Source organism: Cupriavidus pauculus, from assembly GCF_022179805.1.
Taxonomy (GTDB): domain Bacteria; phylum Pseudomonadota; class Gammaproteobacteria; order Burkholderiales; family Burkholderiaceae; genus Cupriavidus; species Cupriavidus pauculus_E.
The window spans coordinates 310903-330002 of record NZ_BPUO01000003.1 but is presented as its reverse complement, the minus strand read 5'-3'; the positions used below and the strand labels follow the sequence as shown (position 1 = coordinate 330002).

General features: G+C 57.0%; 16 protein-coding genes and 1 pseudogene. 7 read left to right on the top strand and 10 right to left on the bottom strand.

Annotated features, from left to right (window positions below):
- Window positions 1–68 precede the first annotated feature (68 nt).
- Window positions 69–314, bottom strand: coding sequence for a helix-turn-helix domain-containing protein (locus tag MFF62_RS07730; protein ID WP_238261829.1), 246 nt, complete (start codon window positions 312–314; stop codon window positions 69–71).
- Between the two features lie 87 nt (window positions 315–401).
- On the opposite strand from MFF62_RS07730, the gene MFF62_RS07725 reads away from it, so the two are divergent.
- The 5 genes from MFF62_RS07725 to MFF62_RS07705 all read left to right on the top strand — a co-directional run bounded on the left by MFF62_RS07725 (window position 402) and on the right by MFF62_RS07705 (window position 5990).
- Entirely contained in the window at window positions 402–851 is a 450-nt protein-coding gene (locus tag MFF62_RS07725; protein WP_238261827.1) for a hypothetical protein, read from the top strand.
- Between the two features lie 15 nt (window positions 852–866).
- The gene (locus tag MFF62_RS07720) at window positions 867–1385 is read left to right on the top strand and encodes a 3'-5' exonuclease family protein (RefSeq protein WP_238261825.1); all 519 of its coding nucleotides are present in this window, start codon (window positions 867–869) and stop codon (window positions 1383–1385) included.
- A 939-nt stretch (window positions 1386–2324) separates the two neighbouring features.
- On the top strand, window positions 2325–3530 hold the full coding sequence (locus MFF62_RS07715) for a hypothetical protein (protein ID WP_238261823.1): 1206 nt from the start codon (window positions 2325–2327) through the stop codon (window positions 3528–3530).
- Between the two features lies 1 nt (window position 3531).
- Complete coding sequence (locus MFF62_RS07710) at window positions 3532–4062, top strand: hypothetical protein (RefSeq protein WP_238261821.1); 531 nt, start codon at window positions 3532–3534, stop codon at window positions 4060–4062.
- Window positions 4050–5990, top strand: coding sequence for an ATP-binding protein (locus MFF62_RS07705; protein ID WP_238261820.1), 1941 nt, complete (start codon window positions 4050–4052; stop codon window positions 5988–5990). Before MFF62_RS07710 ends, MFF62_RS07705 begins: the two co-directional genes overlap by 13 nt.
- A 211-nt stretch (window positions 5991–6201) precedes the next feature.
- Here the strand turns inward: MFF62_RS07705 and MFF62_RS07700 are convergent, their stop codons facing one another.
- From MFF62_RS07700 to MFF62_RS07685, 4 genes are all read right to left on the bottom strand, one after another.
- Window positions 6202–6822 (bottom strand): hypothetical protein, encoded by a 621-nt coding sequence (locus MFF62_RS07700; RefSeq protein ID WP_238261818.1) that lies wholly within the window; start codon window positions 6820–6822, stop codon window positions 6202–6204.
- Between the two features lie 315 nt (window positions 6823–7137).
- Complete coding sequence (locus MFF62_RS07695; protein WP_238261816.1) at window positions 7138–8085, bottom strand: HNH endonuclease family protein; 948 nt, start codon at window positions 8083–8085, stop codon at window positions 7138–7140.
- Window positions 8078–10192 (bottom strand): AAA family ATPase, encoded by a 2115-nt coding sequence (locus tag MFF62_RS07690; protein WP_238261814.1) that lies wholly within the window; start codon window positions 10190–10192, stop codon window positions 8078–8080. The genes MFF62_RS07695 and MFF62_RS07690 overlap by 8 nt, the downstream gene beginning before the upstream one ends.
- A gap of 73 nt (window positions 10193–10265) precedes the next feature.
- Window positions 10266–11441 (bottom strand): hypothetical protein, encoded by a 1176-nt coding sequence (locus MFF62_RS07685; RefSeq protein ID WP_238261812.1) that lies wholly within the window; start codon window positions 11439–11441, stop codon window positions 10266–10268.
- A gap of 1549 nt (window positions 11442–12990) precedes the next feature.
- Between MFF62_RS07685 and MFF62_RS07680 the strand changes: the two genes are divergently transcribed.
- Window positions 12991–13884 carry a LysR family transcriptional regulator gene (locus MFF62_RS07680; RefSeq protein WP_238261810.1) on the top strand — a complete coding sequence of 298 codons (894 nt, stop codon included), beginning with the start codon at window positions 12991–12993 and terminating at the stop codon, window positions 13882–13884.
- A 115-nt stretch (window positions 13885–13999) separates the two neighbouring features.
- Complete coding sequence (locus MFF62_RS07675) at window positions 14000–14779, top strand: aldolase (RefSeq protein ID WP_238261808.1); 780 nt, start codon at window positions 14000–14002, stop codon at window positions 14777–14779.
- Between the two features lie 40 nt (window positions 14780–14819).
- On the opposite strand, the pseudogene MFF62_RS07670 reads toward MFF62_RS07675, so the two are convergent.
- From MFF62_RS07670 to MFF62_RS07650, 5 genes and pseudogenes are all read right to left on the bottom strand, one after another.
- Window positions 14820–15494, bottom strand: a pseudogene (locus MFF62_RS07670) (excinuclease ABC subunit A); the annotation flags it as partial.
- 46 nt (window positions 15495–15540) lie between these two features.
- Window positions 15541–15762 carry a hypothetical protein gene (locus MFF62_RS07665; RefSeq protein WP_238261806.1) on the bottom strand — a complete coding sequence of 74 codons (222 nt, stop codon included), beginning with the start codon at window positions 15760–15762 and terminating at the stop codon, window positions 15541–15543.
- Window positions 15763–16072: 310 nt separating this feature from the next.
- On the bottom strand, window positions 16073–16864 hold the full coding sequence (locus MFF62_RS07660) for an SDR family oxidoreductase (RefSeq protein ID WP_238261804.1): 792 nt from the start codon (window positions 16862–16864) through the stop codon (window positions 16073–16075).
- Window positions 16865–16895: 31 nt separating this feature from the next.
- On the bottom strand, window positions 16896–17636 hold the full coding sequence (locus MFF62_RS07655; RefSeq protein WP_238261802.1) for a beta-ketoacyl-ACP reductase: 741 nt from the start codon (window positions 17634–17636) through the stop codon (window positions 16896–16898).
- A 39-nt stretch (window positions 17637–17675) separates the two neighbouring features.
- The gene (locus MFF62_RS07650) at window positions 17676–19046 is read right to left on the bottom strand and encodes an MFS transporter (RefSeq protein WP_238261800.1); all 1371 of its coding nucleotides are present in this window, start codon (window positions 19044–19046) and stop codon (window positions 17676–17678) included.
- Between the last annotated feature and the right edge of the window lie 54 nt (window positions 19047–19100).

The window sequence follows — 19100 nt, the reverse complement described above, 5'->3', positions numbered from 1 at the left end:
CCTGGCGTCGGAATCAAACGGCCTCTCAGAAGGCACCTCAACCGTCAGGCCTGAGGCCATCTGTGCTCCTACAGACCCGATACCAATAGGAGCTTGGATGGGGCGATGTCCAACGCGGATGCAACCTTTATGAGGTTCAGTACGGACAGATTGCGCTCGCCGCGCTCTATGCGGCCCATATGGCTGCGGTCGATACCGGTTGCGTGTGCAAGAGCTTCTTGGGAGACGCCGAGTTCAAACCGGCGAGCGCGAACCGCCGCCCCAATCGCGGCCAAGTGTCCTGCATCGTCCTGTTTGACTGACACTCTTTGCATCCCGCGATGGTCACGGTATGATGGCTACTTGGCCACGGCATTTACGACCCATTTTGGGAATGTTGTGGCTCTTTGGCTTTTATGGATATGTTTCTGATTCAGGACGAAAATCGTTTGCCGCTTCAGTCGGCGCTCGTTGGCGATGGCGCGGGTGTGTGGGCAGTGCTCGAGCAATGGACGCCGGGTGATTTGCTTGTTCTTCGCGTGGCGCAGAAGCGAACTCGTGAAATACCGCGAGTCGTCTGGATGGATCTCACCCGGGGAGCCGCCTCCCTGAATCAGTTTCTCGATGGCGCCAGCGTGGTACGCGGGGCGGCAGTAGTAAGCACTCGTCAGATGGACCATGCTGAGAACTGGCACCTAGATCCTTTGAGCGAGATCCGGGTCGGGGCTAGCGAATACAGCGAGAGCCATCGGAAACTACTCACCGTGACGCAATTCACGACAACAGAAGGCCGGAAATTCTCGGTGCCGCACGGCTTTGCAACGGGCTATGCGCGGGGCCGACGCGTCTGGCGGGCTCACGCAGAGAAATGAAAGGCAAAGACCGCGATGACCGATACGTGCTTCCATGACGCAATGAATTGGTCGAGGTCGCCCGAAAGCCACTCCGGTTGGCGTAATCGCTATTTCGTTGACACGGAATTCACTGACTTCCAGGCACCTGAGGTACTCAGTATCGCTATCGTTGGTGAGAGTGGGATTGAGTTCTACGGTGAACGCTCGGACTATAGCGAGGCGTATTGCAGTGATTTTGTTCGGGCAGTGGTGGTGCCGCAGCTCGGCCAATTCAAAGATAGGGCGATGACTTTGGAGCGTCTGCGGGAGGAGTTGCGTGACTGGGTTGCGGATATTCCTACTTCCTCGAAGCCCGTCCTCTGTTACGACCACACCGTGGACGTCGAAATGCTGCGAATCCTGCTTGGTGGCCAGCTGCCAACCGGCTGGGCCTTGGAGAATATTAGTGGTCAGCTCAACGCTGCACGCCGGGTGGCATATTTCCTGAAGCATGGCGGCGAGCATCACGCGTTGCACGATGCGCGAGCCAATGCATACGCTTGCGGCTTTTAGCACCACGTTTCGCTAGGTCGCCTCCACTGTACGGTGAACGTGGTATCTGAAGGGGGAACCTGCCGTGGGAACCCAATTTGTACCTTCATTGATCCGCTGATGAGCACTTTGCGTGACGACGATCACCTCGGAATTCGGAGCGCGTGGATCGCACGCTGGCATGCAGGTGCTCAACGGTTCGTGCATTGGCGAAGGAAACTTGGAGTGTGCCATCCCGTCGACGAGCCCGAGTTCGAAGCGCGCCTCATGTTGGCAATCGCCCATTCCGGATGATCTTCTCGATGCGGCCGCTAGCTCAGGGCTGGTTCGCTGAGGAAAAGGAGCTCGCGGGCCAATCTGCGCAGTGGACGCTCGCAAAGATCATGGTGGAGCGCGTGTGGACGTAGCTTTGCGCATGGTGAGCTCTCCACGACGTTTCCTGGCGCGCATGCATTTCTGTGGGCGAAGGTAGCTACCGACCCATTTGCAGATTGTCGATCTATGGCGGCATATAGGTGAGTTTTCAGGGCACAACCCTCGCCCTTTTGCGTTGTGCGTGAAGGCGAGAGTTCGCGTTCGTGAACGCTAGGTCCTTACTGCGGCTACGGCAGGTCACCTTCCAAGAGCACTTCGCTCGATTCGCAGAAAACTGCATGCGGCATTGCGCATGTTCAACGGCGTATGAGCGCGTTGCGTATGCGAACATAAAATTGCCAAAAAAGACGCCCATTGGATAAGAGGGGCGCTGTCGCGGACAATGCTCCACGTAGATCCACGCACCACTGATTTCTCGACCGGTGCCAGCCCGTTATACGTTCAGGCCCGGTGGCATTTGGTCCGCCCTGCCGTAGATCTGCTATATCTGCTATATTTGCGCGCGTCTAATGCGAAGTGGCGCTGCGTTCTATAAGGGACGTGAAGGTAGAACGATCCAGCCAGATTTTAGGTACCAATGGGATCATGATCGATCGAGAAGCTGGGGACAAGAAGAAGGGCGATCGCTTCCAGAAGCTGCGTGCGTGCATCCGCTTGCTCACGGAAATCGGTCTCGACAGGAACAATCGCATTTATTGTGCGATCGAGTTGCTTGAAGATTCCTTCCTAGTCCACGAGCAGGGTGCGGATGCACCGTGCGTCGAGGAGAACAAGAACTACGGTTCTGCGCTGACATTCAATTCGTCACCGATCAAGAACACGGTCGTCGCCTTTATCGATCTCGATTTCAGGTTCCTCGGCGATTCTCCGATCCGATTCAGCTTTTACGCTTCTGCCAGTACCGGCGATGAGCGGTTCGATAAGTCGCTTTTCGAGCGAGCCGGTCTTGAATCGCCCGGCAAGACGTCAATCCTGAAAAAATTATGCACGAAGGAGCCGCTATCCGGAGATGACCTGGCGCTGTGCAAGACGTCAATTCTTGACGAGTATGCGAAGCAGTATGCCGAAATCACCGGCCAGGGCCACTTGGCTGCAATCACCGCGTGGACGCCCGAGCAGTTCGGACAATTTCTGTCTAAGATTGAGTGGATTGTGACGACGGATAGCAACCCTCAACTGGAGGAGGCCGCCGTCGATTGCGTGAGAAAATGCCCGTTCTACAGCTATCGCCACGAAGGCATGGAGTCCGTGATCGTCGGCGCCATCTGCAGCGAGTTTGAGAAGCGCTCCGAGCACGGAGTGCCGATGGCACGCCTTTTGGGCACTGCTGATATCGAGAATATTTTTCTGAGAACGCTTGGTGTTCAGTCTCCGGGAAAGCCATTCGACCCTGCGCACGAGAGCTGGAGCGAGATCGATGTAAGCGATGTGCGCAGTCTGCAGGAGAAGATCGAGGCCGTAACACCTGGCTACCCGCCAAAAGGGCTGAGACGCTTGAAGTTGCGGGTAGGTCTTGCAAAGGACGAGGCGCGCCTATGGCAGCGGGAGTATGTGTCATTGCGGCGCAGGCTATACGATGTCTGTGAAGACATTTTGGAGGCGAGTCGGGGTGGGCGTACATCGCCGCTTACCCCCGCGCAAATTGACGCCATCCTCGCCGACATGGTTACTCGATCGATGGAAGAGCTGACGCGTCTAAACAAGACTTACCACTACCGGATACAAGACGAAAACACCTTGCGCGGCGCGATTCTGTCGCTGTTCGATGAATGCTATCTGGCGTTTGACTGACATGGACAAGAGAGACGGCATCAAGCGGCGACTGAACTTCATCAGCGGCGAGGATTTTTACTTCCTCACGTATGAACTGCTCCTGCTGATCGATATCCTGACGGCTTCAAACGGTATGTTCAAAGATCATCGCAAGCTTTCCTATCTGGTGCAGTTGGCCGGTGATGAGAAGGTCGTTCGCATCCTCGAGCGCTATGAAGACAGGACCATCAGTAATGCGGAAGACCGGGAGCAGTTGTTTGTGACGTTTGCGAACGGAGAGCTGAACAAGCGGGAGATTTTCAAGCTGGTGTTTGCGCTCGAACGGCGCGGCTTCCTGCGCGTCGAACGGTCTGCGACACCGGAAGTCGTAGATGTGCAACTGAACCGGTCCGTGTTTCCGGGCGATTTCCTGAGCAACGAGGTCTTTGGGGCGGACCGTGCCCGGATCAGCAGAATCAGGAAGGTTGTTCCGAGGCTGTCCACACTGACCATGGAAACTTTTCTGCAGAAAGTGTATGAGAGCCGTGGGGTAAATGTATGGGCGCTCTGAAAATTATTCAGGTTGGCTACCAGGGCGACAGGTACGAGTTCGAGTCGCCTGAGTTCGGGCAGCGACTTGTTATCGTCGAAGGGCCCAACGGTAGCGGCAAATCCACATTTTTCAATCTGATCTATTTCGGATTGGGTGGGAAAGTGGATGAGTTTGAGTTGCGTAGTGACAATCGGCATGCGGAGATCGCCGGCGATACGAATAACTTCGTATGGCTAAAGATACGGATCGATCTTACTGACTATTTGCTTATTCGAAAGTTTGGGGAAAATCTCATCACTGTCCGGTCGCTTGGTTCTCTCGGGGACGTCGGTGAACAAAGCGCAGATACCTTTCCGCTGTTTAGGCGTGATGCAGAAACTCGGATCTTCTCTGACTGGATTCTTGAGAAGCTGGGCATCCCAGTCGTTGAGATCTTTCAAGGCGGCCGAAACTTTAAGCTCAACATCTCCGATCTGATGCGCCTGATCTACCACAATCAGGCGCCGGATCCCCATGGCATTTACAAGCCCGCCGACAATAGCAATTTCCTGTCCGATTCGTTGGAGGTGCGACGGGCGATATTTCAGGTGCTCGTGGGAAAGACCCTGCTCGCACTCTATGAAGCGATGGGCGATCTGAAGCGCTCGGAGCGAGAGCTGGACGCCGCTCGAGCGATTCTGGCTGAGTATCAGAAGATTGTGGCCGAAGTACTCAGAGAGCGCGGTGGCGCAACGGTCCAGAATACGCATTTTCTCGGGAATCGAATCGCCGACATCGATTCGCAACTGGACAAACTCGTCCGCGCGAGATCGGAGCGTCTATCCCATCCCGCGCCGACTCAGCTCATGCAATCGATTGATGCCGAGCGCCGCCGCCTGGGCGAGCTGGTGTCATCGCTGCGCCAGACACGAGAAGAGGCGGAATTACTTGTTCGGGATAAAGGCAGGCTTGCGAGCGTAGTAGCCTCGATTCGAGACGATATTGATCGTGTTAGCAAGGTTATTTTCACGCATGAGCAGTTGAAGCTCTTTTCGAGCGACACATGTCCATATTGCCTGAATGCAGTGTCCAGGATAGAGGGGCATTGCGTGTGCGGAAATCCCGTCGACGAGAATGATTACCAACGGTTCTTCTACAGTCCCACGGAGTATGTAGACATCTATCGCGCCAAGAAAAAGTCGCTGATGACGATGCTGTCGACCATTGAGGATATGGACGCCGAAATCTCTGACACGATGACGCATCAAGCCGCATTAGAAGACGATGTCCGGCAGCTTACAGACAGAATCGAGAAGTCGTATGCGCTACCGCAGGCAGAAGCCGCTGACTGGCAGGTTGAACAGATCGACGAAAAGATCTTTGATTTGAAGAACGAACAGAACGACCTCTTTCAGGCGTTAAAGATGGAAGAGAAAGTCGAGGGACTTCAAAAAACGTTTGATTCGAAGCGAGAAATTTGTGCAGCTGCTGATGGGCTAGTGAAGCAGCTAGAATTGGCGTCTAAAGCGGAACTCAGCGGCCGGATCGCTGGATTTAACGAGATCTACGATGGCTTCATGACGAAGGTGCTAGCCAGATGTCGCTCCGCGCGTATCGATGAAGACACCTATATGCCGGTGATCAACAATGGCGAATATCGGGAGGCGAGTGCTGAGGTTCCGAAGAGATTTCTCTACTACCTAACACTTTTGGTGATGTCATTGAAAAATGACATGCCGTTTCCGCGATTGCTAATGATCGATACCCCGGAGACAGCGGGGATCGACCGAGACAACCTGGTGCTTATGCTGCGGCAGATGAAGGTACTCGACGAGGAGAACACCGACTATCAGGTATTGCTTTCGACCGGAGTGGACAAGTTCCCTCCCGAATATCAGCAGTCTGTCTCTATACAACTCAGACACGACGCCAAACTGCTCCGAGAGCGGCGGCAACAGACACTCTAAAGGAGTAGAGGGAGTAACGGTGGACGCCGACTCAGGCCGATAGTGGGGCGTTTGTCGGTATCGGACGGCCAGTTTCGGACTGTATTCTATGCTTGAGTGTCACTGGTCGACGCACCCCTATAAGAAAAGATAGGCTTTCTTTAAGTGCGTGCGTTATGCAGGCGTAGGGCTAGAGCGGGCCAACTGTTGCTCGACTGTCGTATGGTACTGGTTAGGCGTGTTTTCCGACAGAATCACGAAGCCTGTCGAAGGCGTTCTCAACGTTTCGCATACTTTCGTCGGCCAGTACTGCGAGGGTCTCCGACCACCTCTTATACTCTTCCCGGTAGGCGGCAGGATCGTTTGGGTACTCTTCTTTGAAGTCAACAAGGGCTCTCGAAAAGGTGCGATGGGCCTCGGGGCCTTGAAGATATTCGTCAATCGCTCTATCCATGAAGTTAAATTCTTTACGCAGTTCTAGGAACGCTGCAATCCCTACCGCCGAGCGAATCTCATGAGGTTGGAGCGAGGCCAATGCGCCAGAGTAGTTGCCTAGGACAGACGGCTGGTGCAATCGCGCGACTAACTCGTACCCCTCCTCTTCGTTCTTCAATTTCGTACGAAACTGCGTGGCCAAATCTCGCGCAGCCCCAGCAACTGCCAAAATTGCGTTAAGCCGTGCCTTTTCGGCCAGCCTTATCTGATGTAGGACTACCCATACAGCGCCAAGGATCGCCGCAATTGAACCGATTGCTTGGACCCAAGAGGCCCACTGTCCGCTGTCATTTGGCGGATACTTGAACATCAGTGACAGCGGTATGCTGATGATACAAAGCGCAAGAAATTTGTTCATCACGGATTGTTTTTACAGGCCTGAGCAGAGGTCATCGTGATTCTTTCTGCAGTTCTCGGTCGAAGACGAAGGTGTGGCAATGTTAGGTGCGAATCTTATGAGTAACTAACGTATATCGGCAGCAGATATGGGTCTTTGAAGAAGGAGCGCTTCGGCGTGGAAGCATGAGATTCCGGGGCGTATGCCGCGTGTTAAGCGCGGCATACGTAGCTGACGTCATAGACTTCAAGTTTCTGCGCACGTGGCCGTTAGTGAGGGCGGTTTCAAGTCTGAGATGCAACACCAGTCCTTGCACGATGCATTGGACAGCATAATCTACGCGAGGAATTGAGCTGCTTTCTGGTTTGCAGCCTCACGCACATCGCCTTGCTCAGCATGAGCTGCAATAGCCTTGGCTCGGAGTTGTGCCCCTATTCCTTGACGAACCATCTGGCGACACATCGCGAGGAAGGGCTTGTCTTTGGCAAGGTAGAGCGCCTCAATCTCCTTGATGACGCGTCGGAGAGCTCGTTGTGCGTCGACGTTCTGAGGGTCCACTGCAAGAGTTTTGGCAGCACGGTTGACCTCGTATATCCGCCATCTGAGCGCAATCTGTATGGCCTCTCTCTTTCGAACTAGTGGGTCGCGCTGAAGCCCATATACCTTTATCGAAGCCTCGCCTTTCGGGTCTGTTCCCCCAGGGATCGACTTCGGTCGTATTGTTCCTCCACGACCAAATTCTAGATGTCTCTCGGGGTCATCGCGGCAAGGATCGAGCAACAACCTTTGCTCCTGCTGCTCGATATCGATATCGCGGTCAAGGGGCCGAGCGGTTCCGTGAACCAGGGGAAAGTAATTGCTCTTGCCACTAACTGCGTCGGCTTCATCGGCGAAGGTTTGAGTTCGAGGCCGATTGCAGTCGATGCAAGATGGAAGCAAGTTGCTCCAGTCGGCAGCTAGCCAGTAATAGCCGGGCTTGATGACCGGGGCCTTTTTGACAGTCTTGAAGGTTGTAGGATGCAACTCAACGACCGCCGACTTCGGTCGAAAGTGTTCCACGTCCAGCGGGGCGCCGCCGTAGTCCATTTCGCAGTAGGCACACTTGTCATTGAAAAGTTTGCTCAATGCCGCTTTGACAGACTTGTGCTTATAGGCCTTGTAACCCTCGAAGGCCGTTTCCTTGTTCGCCGGGTCCGAATAGTGCGCGATCGATGCCGCAAGCTCAACCGCTGCGAGTTTGACCAGGTCCGCAGGCGCGTCCACGTTCCTGGGAACCTTAATCATTGGAGCCCCCAACGTCCCCCGACGCCTGCAGCAGTGAGAAAAGTTCCCTTTCTAGTTCTTCAGGTAAATGAGCAGGGTCAATCATCTCCAACGATGCCTCCGCGCTCGCCAAGTACGAATCAATTGTCCGAAGTAATGCCTGTTCTCGCGGGCTGTCACCGACGAGACGCAAGTCGCTTATGACGGGTTCGAGAAGCTTCATACGTTCGCGATCGTCTTTGGTCGGCTCGTCCTTCGCTATTAGCTCATAGTACTCGTCCAACATTGTGCCAAACTCAGGATCAACGGTGCTCCGGAGGCCAAAGTGGGGCGATGAGAGTATTTGATCGACGAGCAAGCCCCGGATGGGCGGAAGGTCTTCCACTAGTCTGACGCGATGAGCGTTGTCCCTTTTGAGAACGGCTGCCTCATCGTTTTCGAGGCCACGCAAACATAGTGGCTCATGAGTAGTGGCGATGAACTGTACTCTCGGGAATCCGTTCTTCAGTGCAGCTACAAATCGCATTCGCCAAGACGGATGCAGATGATTACCTATCTCATCAATCAATACGATACCCTCAGCCTGCTCTATTGGCAGACCCGGCAAGAGCAGCACAGACATGATGTCGCAGCCGATTCCGATGATGGTCTGATAGCCATCCGACAAACTTCTGATGTCTTGCTCGAAATCGCCATGTATCAGATATACGTTCCCAGTCCGTTTTACGAAGTACGCTTCCTCTGCCAAGTCCAGTAGTGCCTTCAACGTTCGGCCAGCACGCTCGAACTGCAATCGCGAAAGCGACGCTAGCCAAGATGGGGCGTCGCAAAGCGGTGTGAATGGATCGAATAAGTTCAGAACGCGGGTGTAACGCTTCTCTACGGGCGGGCGATGATGCTTGTTGGGCGGTAGCCGGGTAGCGCCAAATCCCAATAAAAAGAGTTTGGGAGCTTGGGCATTAGTTTCAATACGTTGCCCATCCGCATCGATGGTCATGTAGAGCTCCTGACCATCAGATAGGCCCAACGTAATCTTACCGATTGTCCCCTTGACTGAGTTTCGGCGCGGCATCAAGGCTTCCGAAAACTCTCCTAGTTCTCGCCACTTTTCCTCGCCTGCAAGCAGAAACGCGATGGCCTTGAGGACAGTGCTCTTACCAACACCGTTCTCTCCGAGAAGGACCATCCACGGTGCGCCTGCGGTCGCTGCAGAGGCAATGCGAAATTCTGTGTGTTCGTGTATGCCCACGTTGACTAAGGAGACCGACTCAACATACCTGGTGCGCACGCGAGATCTGCGGGCATTTGATTCCGGGTCTGCCAAGCTATAGTCACGAATGTCGTGCCCGTGAGCATCTTGTAGGCGCTTGGCGGCGTTTGCTTGCTCGGAGTTTTCCCTCTGATTCACAAAGTCCCGAGCCATTTGGCGACGCAGCGCAGTGAATTCCCGTGACGGATCTAGCGCGCTCGAAGCAACATCTCCTCCTACCGATATGCCGTACAACTCAAATATCTCAAACTGACGGGCCGCTTCAGCACGCCGCTTCACGAGCTCATCTCGGTTGAGGGCGAATACCTCCACCGTGGTACGACCTTTGTAAGTCTTCCCCGACACCAATCCATCAGTGTGAAAGAACAGGTGGTCGTCCGGCTCATCGTTGCAAGGGTCTACAAGCAACGCCTTCTCATTCTTCAGCGCATCGCCTTTCGTGCCGGGACTGGCTCGCTTTCCTCGCACAGGAAATCGGCTGCCTTTGGCCCGGTTGCAATGTACGCAGCACGAGTACATGTTTTCCCACTCGTAGGCGAGCCACCAATAAGCATCAGGTGAAACTGCCCCGTTTGCGCCAATAGCTCCGGAAGTTGGGCGGAATCTGTCCAGATATGGGGTGGGCTTGCCCTTTGCAGGGATGTAGCTTTCGCAGTATGCGCACTTGTCGAAGAAAAGGGCATGTACCTGCTCCTGTAGCTCTGGCTGGGCAAACTGAAGATTGAAATTGAAACGCTTCTGTCCGCGCTGAATTTCCGTGATTGCAAAGAACGCTTCCGCAGCTTGCAGACGGACTTCGATAGCCTCCTTTGCCAATGACATCGGAGGTTGCACTGCCGAACGGTGGATCTTTATCATATTTAGCGCCTGCTTATGCGGTGGGACGTGCGGCTATTCCAAAGCTTGAGTCGGCGTCGCTGTACAGCCGCCACTATGCTGCCATCTTGCCGTTCAGCTGCTCGTCTTCATTGATTGGACGCTGCAAGATGTCAAGAAGGTACGCGTCATGCTCCCCTAGCTGGGCTTCGGGTAGGGAGTAGTTGTTCCGCAGCACTGTGGCGACGCTCCAGGCGCCAAAACCCAACTTGCCGCATTCGAGTTGTCTAGCGATCGCATGTTCTTCTGGGTCGACCCAAATCTGGTCGGCGAGGCCCTTCAGGTGTCGGGCACTTGAATCACTCGCGACCTCAATCTGCTTCAAGATGGTTTCGTCTTCAGGACGAAGGCAGTCCCAATCTAAGGTAGGAGGAAATGCGAATGTTGGAAATGGATGAGCGCCTAGCGGGTCGTGACTGTGAGTACGAGCTGACTCAGCTAGGGCGTCTTCAATCTCAGTAATGCGGTCGCCGCAGGCACGTGCATACTTTTCCAGTGCAATAGCTGCATCCAGCGCAGTTCGGACTGCCTCACGAGAAGGGTTTCCGAGTGGCTTTGGGACGTTGGAGGGCCCTTTGGCGAGCCTAACTTTTCGTGTATTCGCATTCCGCCCGATGGTCTTTCGTATGCCTTCATTGCGCATTGCCCTGCGAATCTTGTTTGCAGCGCGTTCAATCACGCCCGGTACTCCCTCATAGCTGTCGAATCGAGTTTCGTGCCCGCATTCGCTGCAAGTCAGGAAGTTATGCCCTTCGAAGTGCAAATCCGGGTTCCTAAGCTTCAGGTCGTAGTCGCACTGGACGCAGTAAGGCTTCAGTGAGCGCAATTCTTCGGGGGCGACGATGATCCATCGCCAATACACTCCATCGAACTCGCCTTCCTCAAACGTGGAGGGCTCAGGTAGTGCTTCAGGGGCATTTGACGGTGCATTGGGCGTAGTGTCGGCGATTGATCCTGTCGACTGGTCTTCAGCCTTATGCACGAGCGACCGGTCCCTACGGCGCCACCAGCGGTAAAGGTATCCGGCTGTGAGAAGGAGGGCCAAAGGGCCAGTCGCGGACAGGATCCATACCCAACGTTCGATAGAAACTTCTTGTGCCAGCCATTGCCGGGAGTCCTGGAATAGGAATGCGGATATGGAGCTGCCATAGACCACCGCGACCGGCCATACCGAGTCGAACATCTTGTCCAACACCTTCTTGAGGAGATGCTTGCTACTGTCCTTCAACATGTCTCTGGCCCCGTCTCTCACCCTGATCGCTGCGTTCTTCGTCCTGCAATGGAGGAAATGGTACTCAAATATCAATCGACCCCACGCAACCCGCGAAGGGGGCGATAGACCTCTATCGGCTATTCCTTACCCCTATGTTTCACCGGATTTTCAGCCCAAGCCACGACTCATTGCCTCATGTCCGGTGGAAATTTTCCGATCGGAGTTTTGGCCACTGCCACTTTGTCGAGGAATTGAGCGCTCCTGCAAGATATTGATTTTAAATGGAATTTTTTCCCTGACGTGTCGGGCGTCTATCTTGCGACAGCACTCCACCACGCACAGGGTTGACACCTGGTTGCTACAGCTAGCGCAGGGCGTCCTTCACCTCGTTTTTCGGCTGTGACCCGCCCTCGAGTCGAGGTCGAGCGATAGGCAGAAGCGTAAAGCCAAATTCGGGAAAAAGCGTGTCGGGCTTTTGCGGATAGATGAAAAGTACGCTTTTTCGGTCGCCGAAATTTCCCGCCAGCCCAGTGTGGACAAGGGATTGCGGAAATTTGAATTTCTGCACCACGTCCGCGACGTTAAAGTTGTTTTTATGCCGGTCGCTGGTCTCGACGCGATTTTTGAGCAGCGGCCAAACAGCCGAGATGATCTGCGTCGCTGAGAGGCTTGTGGCGGCTGGATTCAGACTTGGGAAAGGCGTTGCACGCGGCAGGCTATGCCCTTCATGTGCAGAATCCCTTGCGCAGTCTGGCCACGGTTTCGATGCTTATTGCATTGAATCGCCCCAAGGAGCTATTAGGGCATATGCGTGGAGCCCTTGCAAACGGAGTGAGCGGTAGTGAGCTATCCTCGCTTCTTTAGTGAGGACATCTTCTTTGAGGTATGAAAGGGAATGCTGAAGGCCCCCTGCATGCAAGATGTCGGCTCCTTCCATCATCCGTTTATTCCGACTTTCATTTCGAGTCACGGGCTATCTTCGCCCCCGCGCTGGTCGTTCCAGCTCTTCTCCACAGAGACCAGTTTCCCCCTATCGCTGCCGTCTTTAGCCGACCAATGGAGCGGTCACCACCAAAGCCTTCTCGCTTGAAAGGCTAGGCATCCCCGTCGGGGCGCCATTGTGGTCGGCAGACGTGTGACATAGGCGGCGAATGCATGATGGTTGGTCCCCGGCTCCCTCGCGGCAAGTCATGCCAGCGGTCTGGCTCAAACAGGCCGTAGCCCTCCCAAAAATTTCTCAGACTTTATTGTCGGATAGCTGAGTGTGGCGTTGAGGGCGCATTTGTGCGTGCAAGGAGTTGTCGTGGCGACAACTCCTTGTTTGGAATGAATATTCCGCCATCTCCATTTTTATTGGACGGATTTCTCAGGCTTTATTGTTTGGGTACAGCCGCTTGTGAGTGACTAAAAAAGTCTGAGATGCCTGGCGTGGCTCTCAGGCTTTTTTTATTGCTACACGCATCAGGGGAGCCATCCGGGCGGTGGCTTCGCCGCCGAACACCGCGGGGCTGTTGCGGCCAACCTCAAGCCGCATGCTAAATTGCAGAAAAACTACCCCGCCCCCATCATGGAAACACCAGATCGCCTGCTGCGCAGTTTCCTGCGTATTGCGTCGCTCAAGTCCTTGTCGAAGGCTGCGGACGACCTCGAACAAACGCAATCGGGCGTGAGCAAGCAACTTGCCGCGCTGGAAGCCCACATGGGTAAAGCGTTGTTTACGCGTACCGGGCGCGGTGTCGCATTGACCGAGGCGGGGCAAGAGCTGCAGGAGGCCATTGAAGGTCCGTATCGCGCCATCGATCACGCGGTGGATCTGATACGCGAAGCGCATGGCCATACGGAAGGTACGGTCAGGCTCGCGCTCGTTCATACGGTGAGCTACTACTTCATCGGCGATGTGGTCGCAAGCTTCGTCAGCGCACATCCTGGCGTCAATCTCTCGATGATGGGGCGAAGCTCTCCGGAGGTGGTTGCCCTGGTGGAGAGCGGCAAGGCGGATCTGGGCGTGACCTACGACACGACGGTGGACACGGCGGCCCTTGCCGTTCATCCCCTTTTCGAGGATACGATGTGCCTGGTGGAGCGCGGCGACTTGTCTCAGGTTGCTAGCGCCCCTGGCGTGGACCTACGAGATCGCGAACTGCGCCTAGTCACGTTTCCTCAGGGGTATGCGCTCAGGCGGATGCTTGACAGTGCCGGGCTGAAGGCCACGTATGTAGCGGAAGCGGAGACCGTTGACGCGATCCTGAAGCTCGTTTCCACGGGCGTTGGCGCCTGTATCTTGCCGAGTCGCGTGCCGGACAAATTGCTCGCCGAATACGGCCTGTGCAAGGCCATGATCCACACCCCTCTGCTCAGACGGCGGATGGTGGCCGTGACGCATCCCGATCGACCGCCATTTCCACTGGTGGAGGCGCTGCTGTCGCGTGCGCTGCAAGTCGCTCAGTCGATGGACACGTGACGCGCTGAAATAGCAGCTATGACTCCGGCTCCGTAGCTCGTCGGAAGCCCGAATCCCATACTGGCTCTCAATCCTTTGGACCATTGGTCAACGGAAAAACCCCGGAGAGACCAGTATGAACGCCCCCTTGAGAGACAAGTCGTACTTCGACCAGCGCGCCACGAGCGACATGGCGAAGCATCTGCGGAGCCAGCCGCGGACCACCCAGGAGACCATGGCCTATGCGTGCCGCATCCTGGCCATGACGGAACAGGAGGCCGGCCTGGCGGGCCAGATCAGCGTCCGTTCGAATCGGCCAGGCGTGTACTGGACCCTTCGTTTCGGACTGGGCTTTGACGAGGCGACACCCGCAGACTTCATCGAGGTTGATCGCGATCTGAACACGCTGAGCGGGGAGGGCATGGCCAACCCCGCCACGCGTTTCCACTTGTGGGTCTACGACGCCCGGCCCGACGTCAATTCCATCATTCATACCCATTCGCCATGGGCGAGCGCGCTTGCCGCTGCGCGACAGCCGCTCGTGATCGCGCAGATGGACATGACGCCCCTGCACAACGACTGCGCGTTTCTTGGGGATTGGCCAGGCGTGCCCATTGCCGACCAGGAAGGCGTGATCATTTCGGAGGCACTCGGCGGCAAGCGGGCAATCATCCTCGCGCATCACGGCTATCTGACGGCTGGCAATACGTGCGAAGAGGCGACCTATCTGTCCGTCTATCTGGAGCGCGCTGCCCGCATGCAGATCCGAGCCCAGGCTTTCGGTCCTCTCACACCGGTCAACGACGACCTCGCCAAGGAAGCGCATGACTATTTGCTGAAGCCGTCCATCGTCAACACCACGTTCTCGTACTGGGCCCGCCAGACGCACGGCATTGCGCCCTACGTAAAGGCATGACGCGCGTGTCCTACGCGTGAGACAAAACAGGAGACAAGACCTTCTTCGGCAGATCACGCCACGGCGTATCGACGTCGTAGCCGAGCGTCACGAGGATATCGCGCAGATTCTGCCCGTGCCACGCCGGCAGCCAGGCGGCCACGGCGCGTTCGCGGATGGTCAGCGAATCGTCGGGCACCATCGACCGCTCGGTGACATCGTAGATGCGCCCAAGCCCATGGCATTCCGGGCAGGCGCCCTCCACGGTATTGGGCGAGAAGTCCTCGGCGTATAGCATCGGCTGCCGCGCAGGATAGGTGCCGGCGCGCGAGTACAGCATGCGCACGAGGCTCGACAGTGTGGTGACGCTGCCCACCGTCGATCGCGCGTTCGGCGCACCGCGCTGCTGCTGCAGTGCCACTGCGGGCGGCAAGCCCTCGATGCTGTCGACCTCCGGCACGCCCACCTGGTCGATCAGCCGCCTTGCATACGGCGCGACGGATTCGAAGTAGCGCCGCTGCGCCTCCGCGTAAAGCGTGCCGAACGCCAGCGAAGACTTGCCCGACACGCCAGTGAAAACCGCCAGCGCATTGCGCGGGATATCGACATCGACGTTCTTGAGGTTGTGCTCGCGCGCGCCGCGTACCCTGACAAAGTTGTCCGGTTCCGCGAGGGCGTGGTCCGTCTGCCGAACCGGGCGGGCCTTATGCCTGGATGGGCCAATATCGTCGCTCATACACACCCTTGCTTGTACAAATTGCCGGCGGAGAGCATGCACACGCCTACTTGCCGCGGCGTTTGGTCGAACGCTTGCGCGCAGGCTTCGGTGGCGTCAGCGCCGCAATCCACGCATCCGTTGCGGCCTGTGACATCGCCGCTGTGGCCGCGGCTGTCTGGCGCCTGCCCTCGGCCACAGCGCGCCCCCGCGCTGCGCCAGCCACCGCATTCGCATCGCTGAGCCACATGCTCAGCATCGGATTCTTCTTGAGCCAAGGGTTTTTCATCGCGGGTTCCTTGTAGCGACGACCAGCGCGCCGTTGCTGCAATGCCGCAGGAAGCATGCCAGTGGCGATGGCGATGATGAAAGGGCAGTCACCGACGCGGGGTCTTGATGCCGCCTTCGCGGAGCGCAGCCATCAACGCGTCGGCGGCCAGGTGGCCAGCCCTAAGGATGCTCCGGTACAGCACCTGTGACTGAACAAAAAAAGTCTGAGAATGCGCTTGGCCTGCAAAACTTGGTTTGCTTTATCTGGCCGGCCTCTCAGACTTTTTTGGTACTACACGCATTCGTTGAGAAGTAGTCGGCGGTCGTCCTCAGAGATACTCGACATTCCCATCGACGCTGATGGCCTGCCCGGAAACGTTCCGTCCAGCGGGTGATGCCAGAAACAGCGTCATGGCTGCGATGTCTTCCACTGTCACCATGCGCCGTAACGAGATCTTCTGCAGATACTGCTCGCGCATCGCATCGAACGAGATACCGAGCGATTCGGCTCTTGCGGCGATGACGCGGTCCATGCGTTCGCCTTGCACGACACCAGGCAGTATGGCGTTGACGCGGACGTTGCTGGGTCCGAGTTCGATGGCCAGTGATTTCACCAGCCCCACGATGGCCCATTTTGTTGCGGCGTAGGGCGTGCGGTAGGCATAGCCGAGACGTCCCGCGACGGACGACATGGCGATGATGGCGGGGCAGTCCGAGGTCTGCTTCATCAACGGCACGACGCCGCGCACGAAGTTGAACTGGCTGTGCAGATTCGTCGTGACGGTCTGCTCCCAATCCTGCGGGTCGATAGTCTCCACGCCTCCGGTCGGCCCGGAAATCCCCGCGTTGTTCACGAGAATGTCGACGCCTCCCAGCCTGGCGCCGGCATCGGCCACGATGCGGTCGACGTCCTCGCGTTTGCCAACGTCCGCAACGCCGGTGTGCAACGCCGGGTTCTTCTTTTTCAGCGCGTCGAGCGCAGCACCGTCGACGTCACAGACGTAGACGCTGGCTTCGGCCTGCAGAAAGGCCTCGGCAATGCCGGCACCAATGCCGGAGCCGGCACCCGTGATCAGCACACGCAGACCAGGGCGTGGCCGCAGCAGTGCTAGTGCGTTCATTCGTGTCTCCTGATGTCGTTCGGTGGGGAAGTCAGAGGGTCATGCCGCCGGACGCTTCGATGACGGCCCCGTTGATATAGCTTGCATCATTGCTGGCGAGGAAGGCATAGATATTCGCGATCTCCTCCGGCTTTCCCAATCGACGCAAAGGCACCTGATTGCGCATTTTATCCAGCACGTCGCCAGGCACGGTGGAGAGGATAGGCGTTTCGATGAAGCCCGGTGCCACGGCATTCACACGGATTCCCTTCGGCCCCAGCTCGCGGCTCCAGGTCTTGGTGAAGCCGATGACACCGAACTTGGCAGCGGCGTAGTTCGTCTGACCAAAATTTCCGTACACGCCTACCACGGAGCTGGCATTGAGGATAACGCCGGAGCCGCGCTCCACCATGCCGTCGACAACGGCCTGCGTGACATGGAACACGCTGCGAAGGTTGACGTCGATGACGTCGTCGAACTGCTTGGACGTCATTTTCTGAAGCTTGGCATCACGGGTAATGCCGGCGTTGTTCACCAGGATATCCACGCGCTCGAATTGTGCGACCACCTCCGCAACCATGTCGGAAATGGCGGTGGGATTGGTCACGTCCAGGCCGAAGCCGAGCGCGGTCGCGCCGCCTTCCCGACACGCATCGACCACTTCGCCCACGGCATCCTGCTTGAGGTCGCACAGCACGACAATGGCACCTTCCTGTGCAAACTTGCGCGCCGTTGCCGCGCCGATCCCCTGTGCCGCGCCCGTAATGATCGCGACCTTTCCTGCTAGCTTCATGACTGCCTCTCTTTCGTACTTCTTGCTAAGTGTCGGGCGTTAGCCTTGGTAATCGGGCGTGACTCCGGACCCTCGGATTGCTGCCGTGGAGTCGGAAGCCAGCGGCTGGCCTTCGGTACGGATGGCGCGCGCGAGCATCGGAATCATGACAAGGCCAAGTACTGCGGCGGCCAGGATGACGTAGAAGCCGGTGGAGCTTTTGCCGGACGCCGTTTCGGCCAAGCCGAACAGATAGGGGCCGACGAATCCGCCGAGCAGTCCGATGGTATTGATGAACGCCAGTCCGGCTGCCGCCCGGACGCCGTGCAGACGCTTCATGGCGATGGACCAGTACGACGGCAACACGCCGCCGCCGAAGAATCCTGCTGCGGCCAGTAGTGCAATCTGCGCGCCTTCGTTCGATGTGGAGACGAATGCGAGAGCGGCCACCACCTGTCCCGCGGTCAGGATGCCCAGGTAGACACAATCGCTCTGCATCCGGCGATGGATGCGCGGCAGCAGCATGACGCCGACGAGGAAGCCGAAGCCCACGCTGCTCGACAGGACGGCGAGTAGCACCGGGGACTTCACGTGCATCTGCGAGACGATGGAGGGTGTGAAGAAGTACAGGCCCACAAAGGCAATCTGGTTCAGGAAGTAGATCAGGCTGATGCACAGCGTGGTGGGTCGCTTGAGCGCAGACACCCAGTCACCGGAGAGCAGGTGCGCGTGGCCATGTGCGTCGATCACGGCGCGCGCTTCCAGAGAGCGGCTTTCTTCGGGCGTCAGCCATTTCACATCGGTCGGCCGATCGGGCAGGATGAAGTAGAGGATGACGCCGATCACCACGGTAGGCAGGCCTTCCAGCAGAAACATCCATTGCCAGCCATGGAGTCCGGCCATACCGTCCAGTTGCATGAGGCCGATGCCGATGGGGTTGCCGATGATGAGCGCCAACGCGGGCGCCGTATAGATCCAGCCTACAGCCACCGCGCGATCCTTCGGCGCAAACCAGAGCGTAACCATGTACATCAGTGCCGGGAACAGGCCCGCTTCGGCGATGCCCAACAGCACGCGCAGCGTGTAGAACGACCATTCGCCCTGGACGAACATCATGCCGGCCGACAATGCCCCCCAGGTGACGGCGATGCGCGCGATCCAGCGGCGCGGCCCGATGCGATGCGCGATGAGGTTGCTGGGTACTTCCAGCAACGCATAGCCCAGGAAGAAGATGCCGGCGCCAAGCCCATACGCGGCGGCGCTGATGCCCAGGTCTGCAGCCAGATGTGCCTTGGCAAGTGCCACGTTGGTGCGATCGATGAACGACAGGAAATAGATGCCGCACAGAAGCGGGATGAGCCGCAGCATGGCCTTGAGCGTGGCGCGCGTGTGCAGCCCATCGTCACTGTGCTCGACGGTATTCGTTGTCATGAGTTGTCTCCGGTGTAGATCCCATGGCTCTTGTTGTTATGGCCGGATGCCGGT

Bases quoted from the DNA above. Each gene is read 5' to 3' on its own strand.
- MFF62_RS07725 (WP_238261827.1), top strand. From the start codon at position 402: ATGTTTCTGATTCAGGACGAAAATCGTTTGCCGCTTCAGTCGGCGCTC.
- MFF62_RS07715 (WP_238261823.1), top strand. From the start codon at position 2,325: ATGATCGATCGAGAAGCTGGGGACAAGAAGAAGGGCGATCGCTTCCAG.
- MFF62_RS07690 (WP_238261814.1), bottom strand. From the start codon at position 10,192: ATGATAAAGATCCACCGTTCGGCAGTGCAACCTCCGATGTCATTGGCA.
- MFF62_RS07660 (WP_238261804.1), bottom strand. From the start codon at position 16,864: ATGAACGCACTAGCACTGCTGCGGCCACGCCCTGGTCTGCGTGTGCTG.
- MFF62_RS07705 (WP_238261820.1), top strand. From the start codon at position 4,050: ATGGGCGCTCTGAAAATTATTCAGGTTGGCTACCAGGGCGACAGGTAC.
- MFF62_RS07700 (WP_238261818.1), bottom strand. From the start codon at position 6,822: ATGAACAAATTTCTTGCGCTTTGTATCATCAGCATACCGCTGTCACTG.
- MFF62_RS07685 (WP_238261812.1), bottom strand. From the start codon at position 11,441: ATGTTGAAGGACAGTAGCAAGCATCTCCTCAAGAAGGTGTTGGACAAG.
- MFF62_RS07730 (WP_238261829.1), bottom strand. From the start codon at position 314: ATGCAAAGAGTGTCAGTCAAACAGGACGATGCAGGACACTTGGCCGCG.
- MFF62_RS07650 (WP_238261800.1), bottom strand. From the start codon at position 19,046: ATGACAACGAATACCGTCGAGCACAGTGACGATGGGCTGCACACGCGC.
- MFF62_RS07675 (WP_238261808.1), top strand. From the start codon at position 14,000: ATGAACGCCCCCTTGAGAGACAAGTCGTACTTCGACCAGCGCGCCACG.
- MFF62_RS07710 (WP_238261821.1), top strand. From the start codon at position 3,532: ATGGACAAGAGAGACGGCATCAAGCGGCGACTGAACTTCATCAGCGGC.
- MFF62_RS07680 (WP_238261810.1), top strand. From the start codon at position 12,991: ATGGAAACACCAGATCGCCTGCTGCGCAGTTTCCTGCGTATTGCGTCG.
- MFF62_RS07655 (WP_238261802.1), bottom strand. From the start codon at position 17,636: ATGAAGCTAGCAGGAAAGGTCGCGATCATTACGGGCGCGGCACAGGGG.
- MFF62_RS07665 (WP_238261806.1), bottom strand. From the start codon at position 15,762: ATGAAAAACCCTTGGCTCAAGAAGAATCCGATGCTGAGCATGTGGCTC.
- MFF62_RS07720 (WP_238261825.1), top strand. From the start codon at position 867: ATGACCGATACGTGCTTCCATGACGCAATGAATTGGTCGAGGTCGCCC.
- MFF62_RS07695 (WP_238261816.1), bottom strand. From the start codon at position 8,085: ATGATTAAGGTTCCCAGGAACGTGGACGCGCCTGCGGACCTGGTCAAA.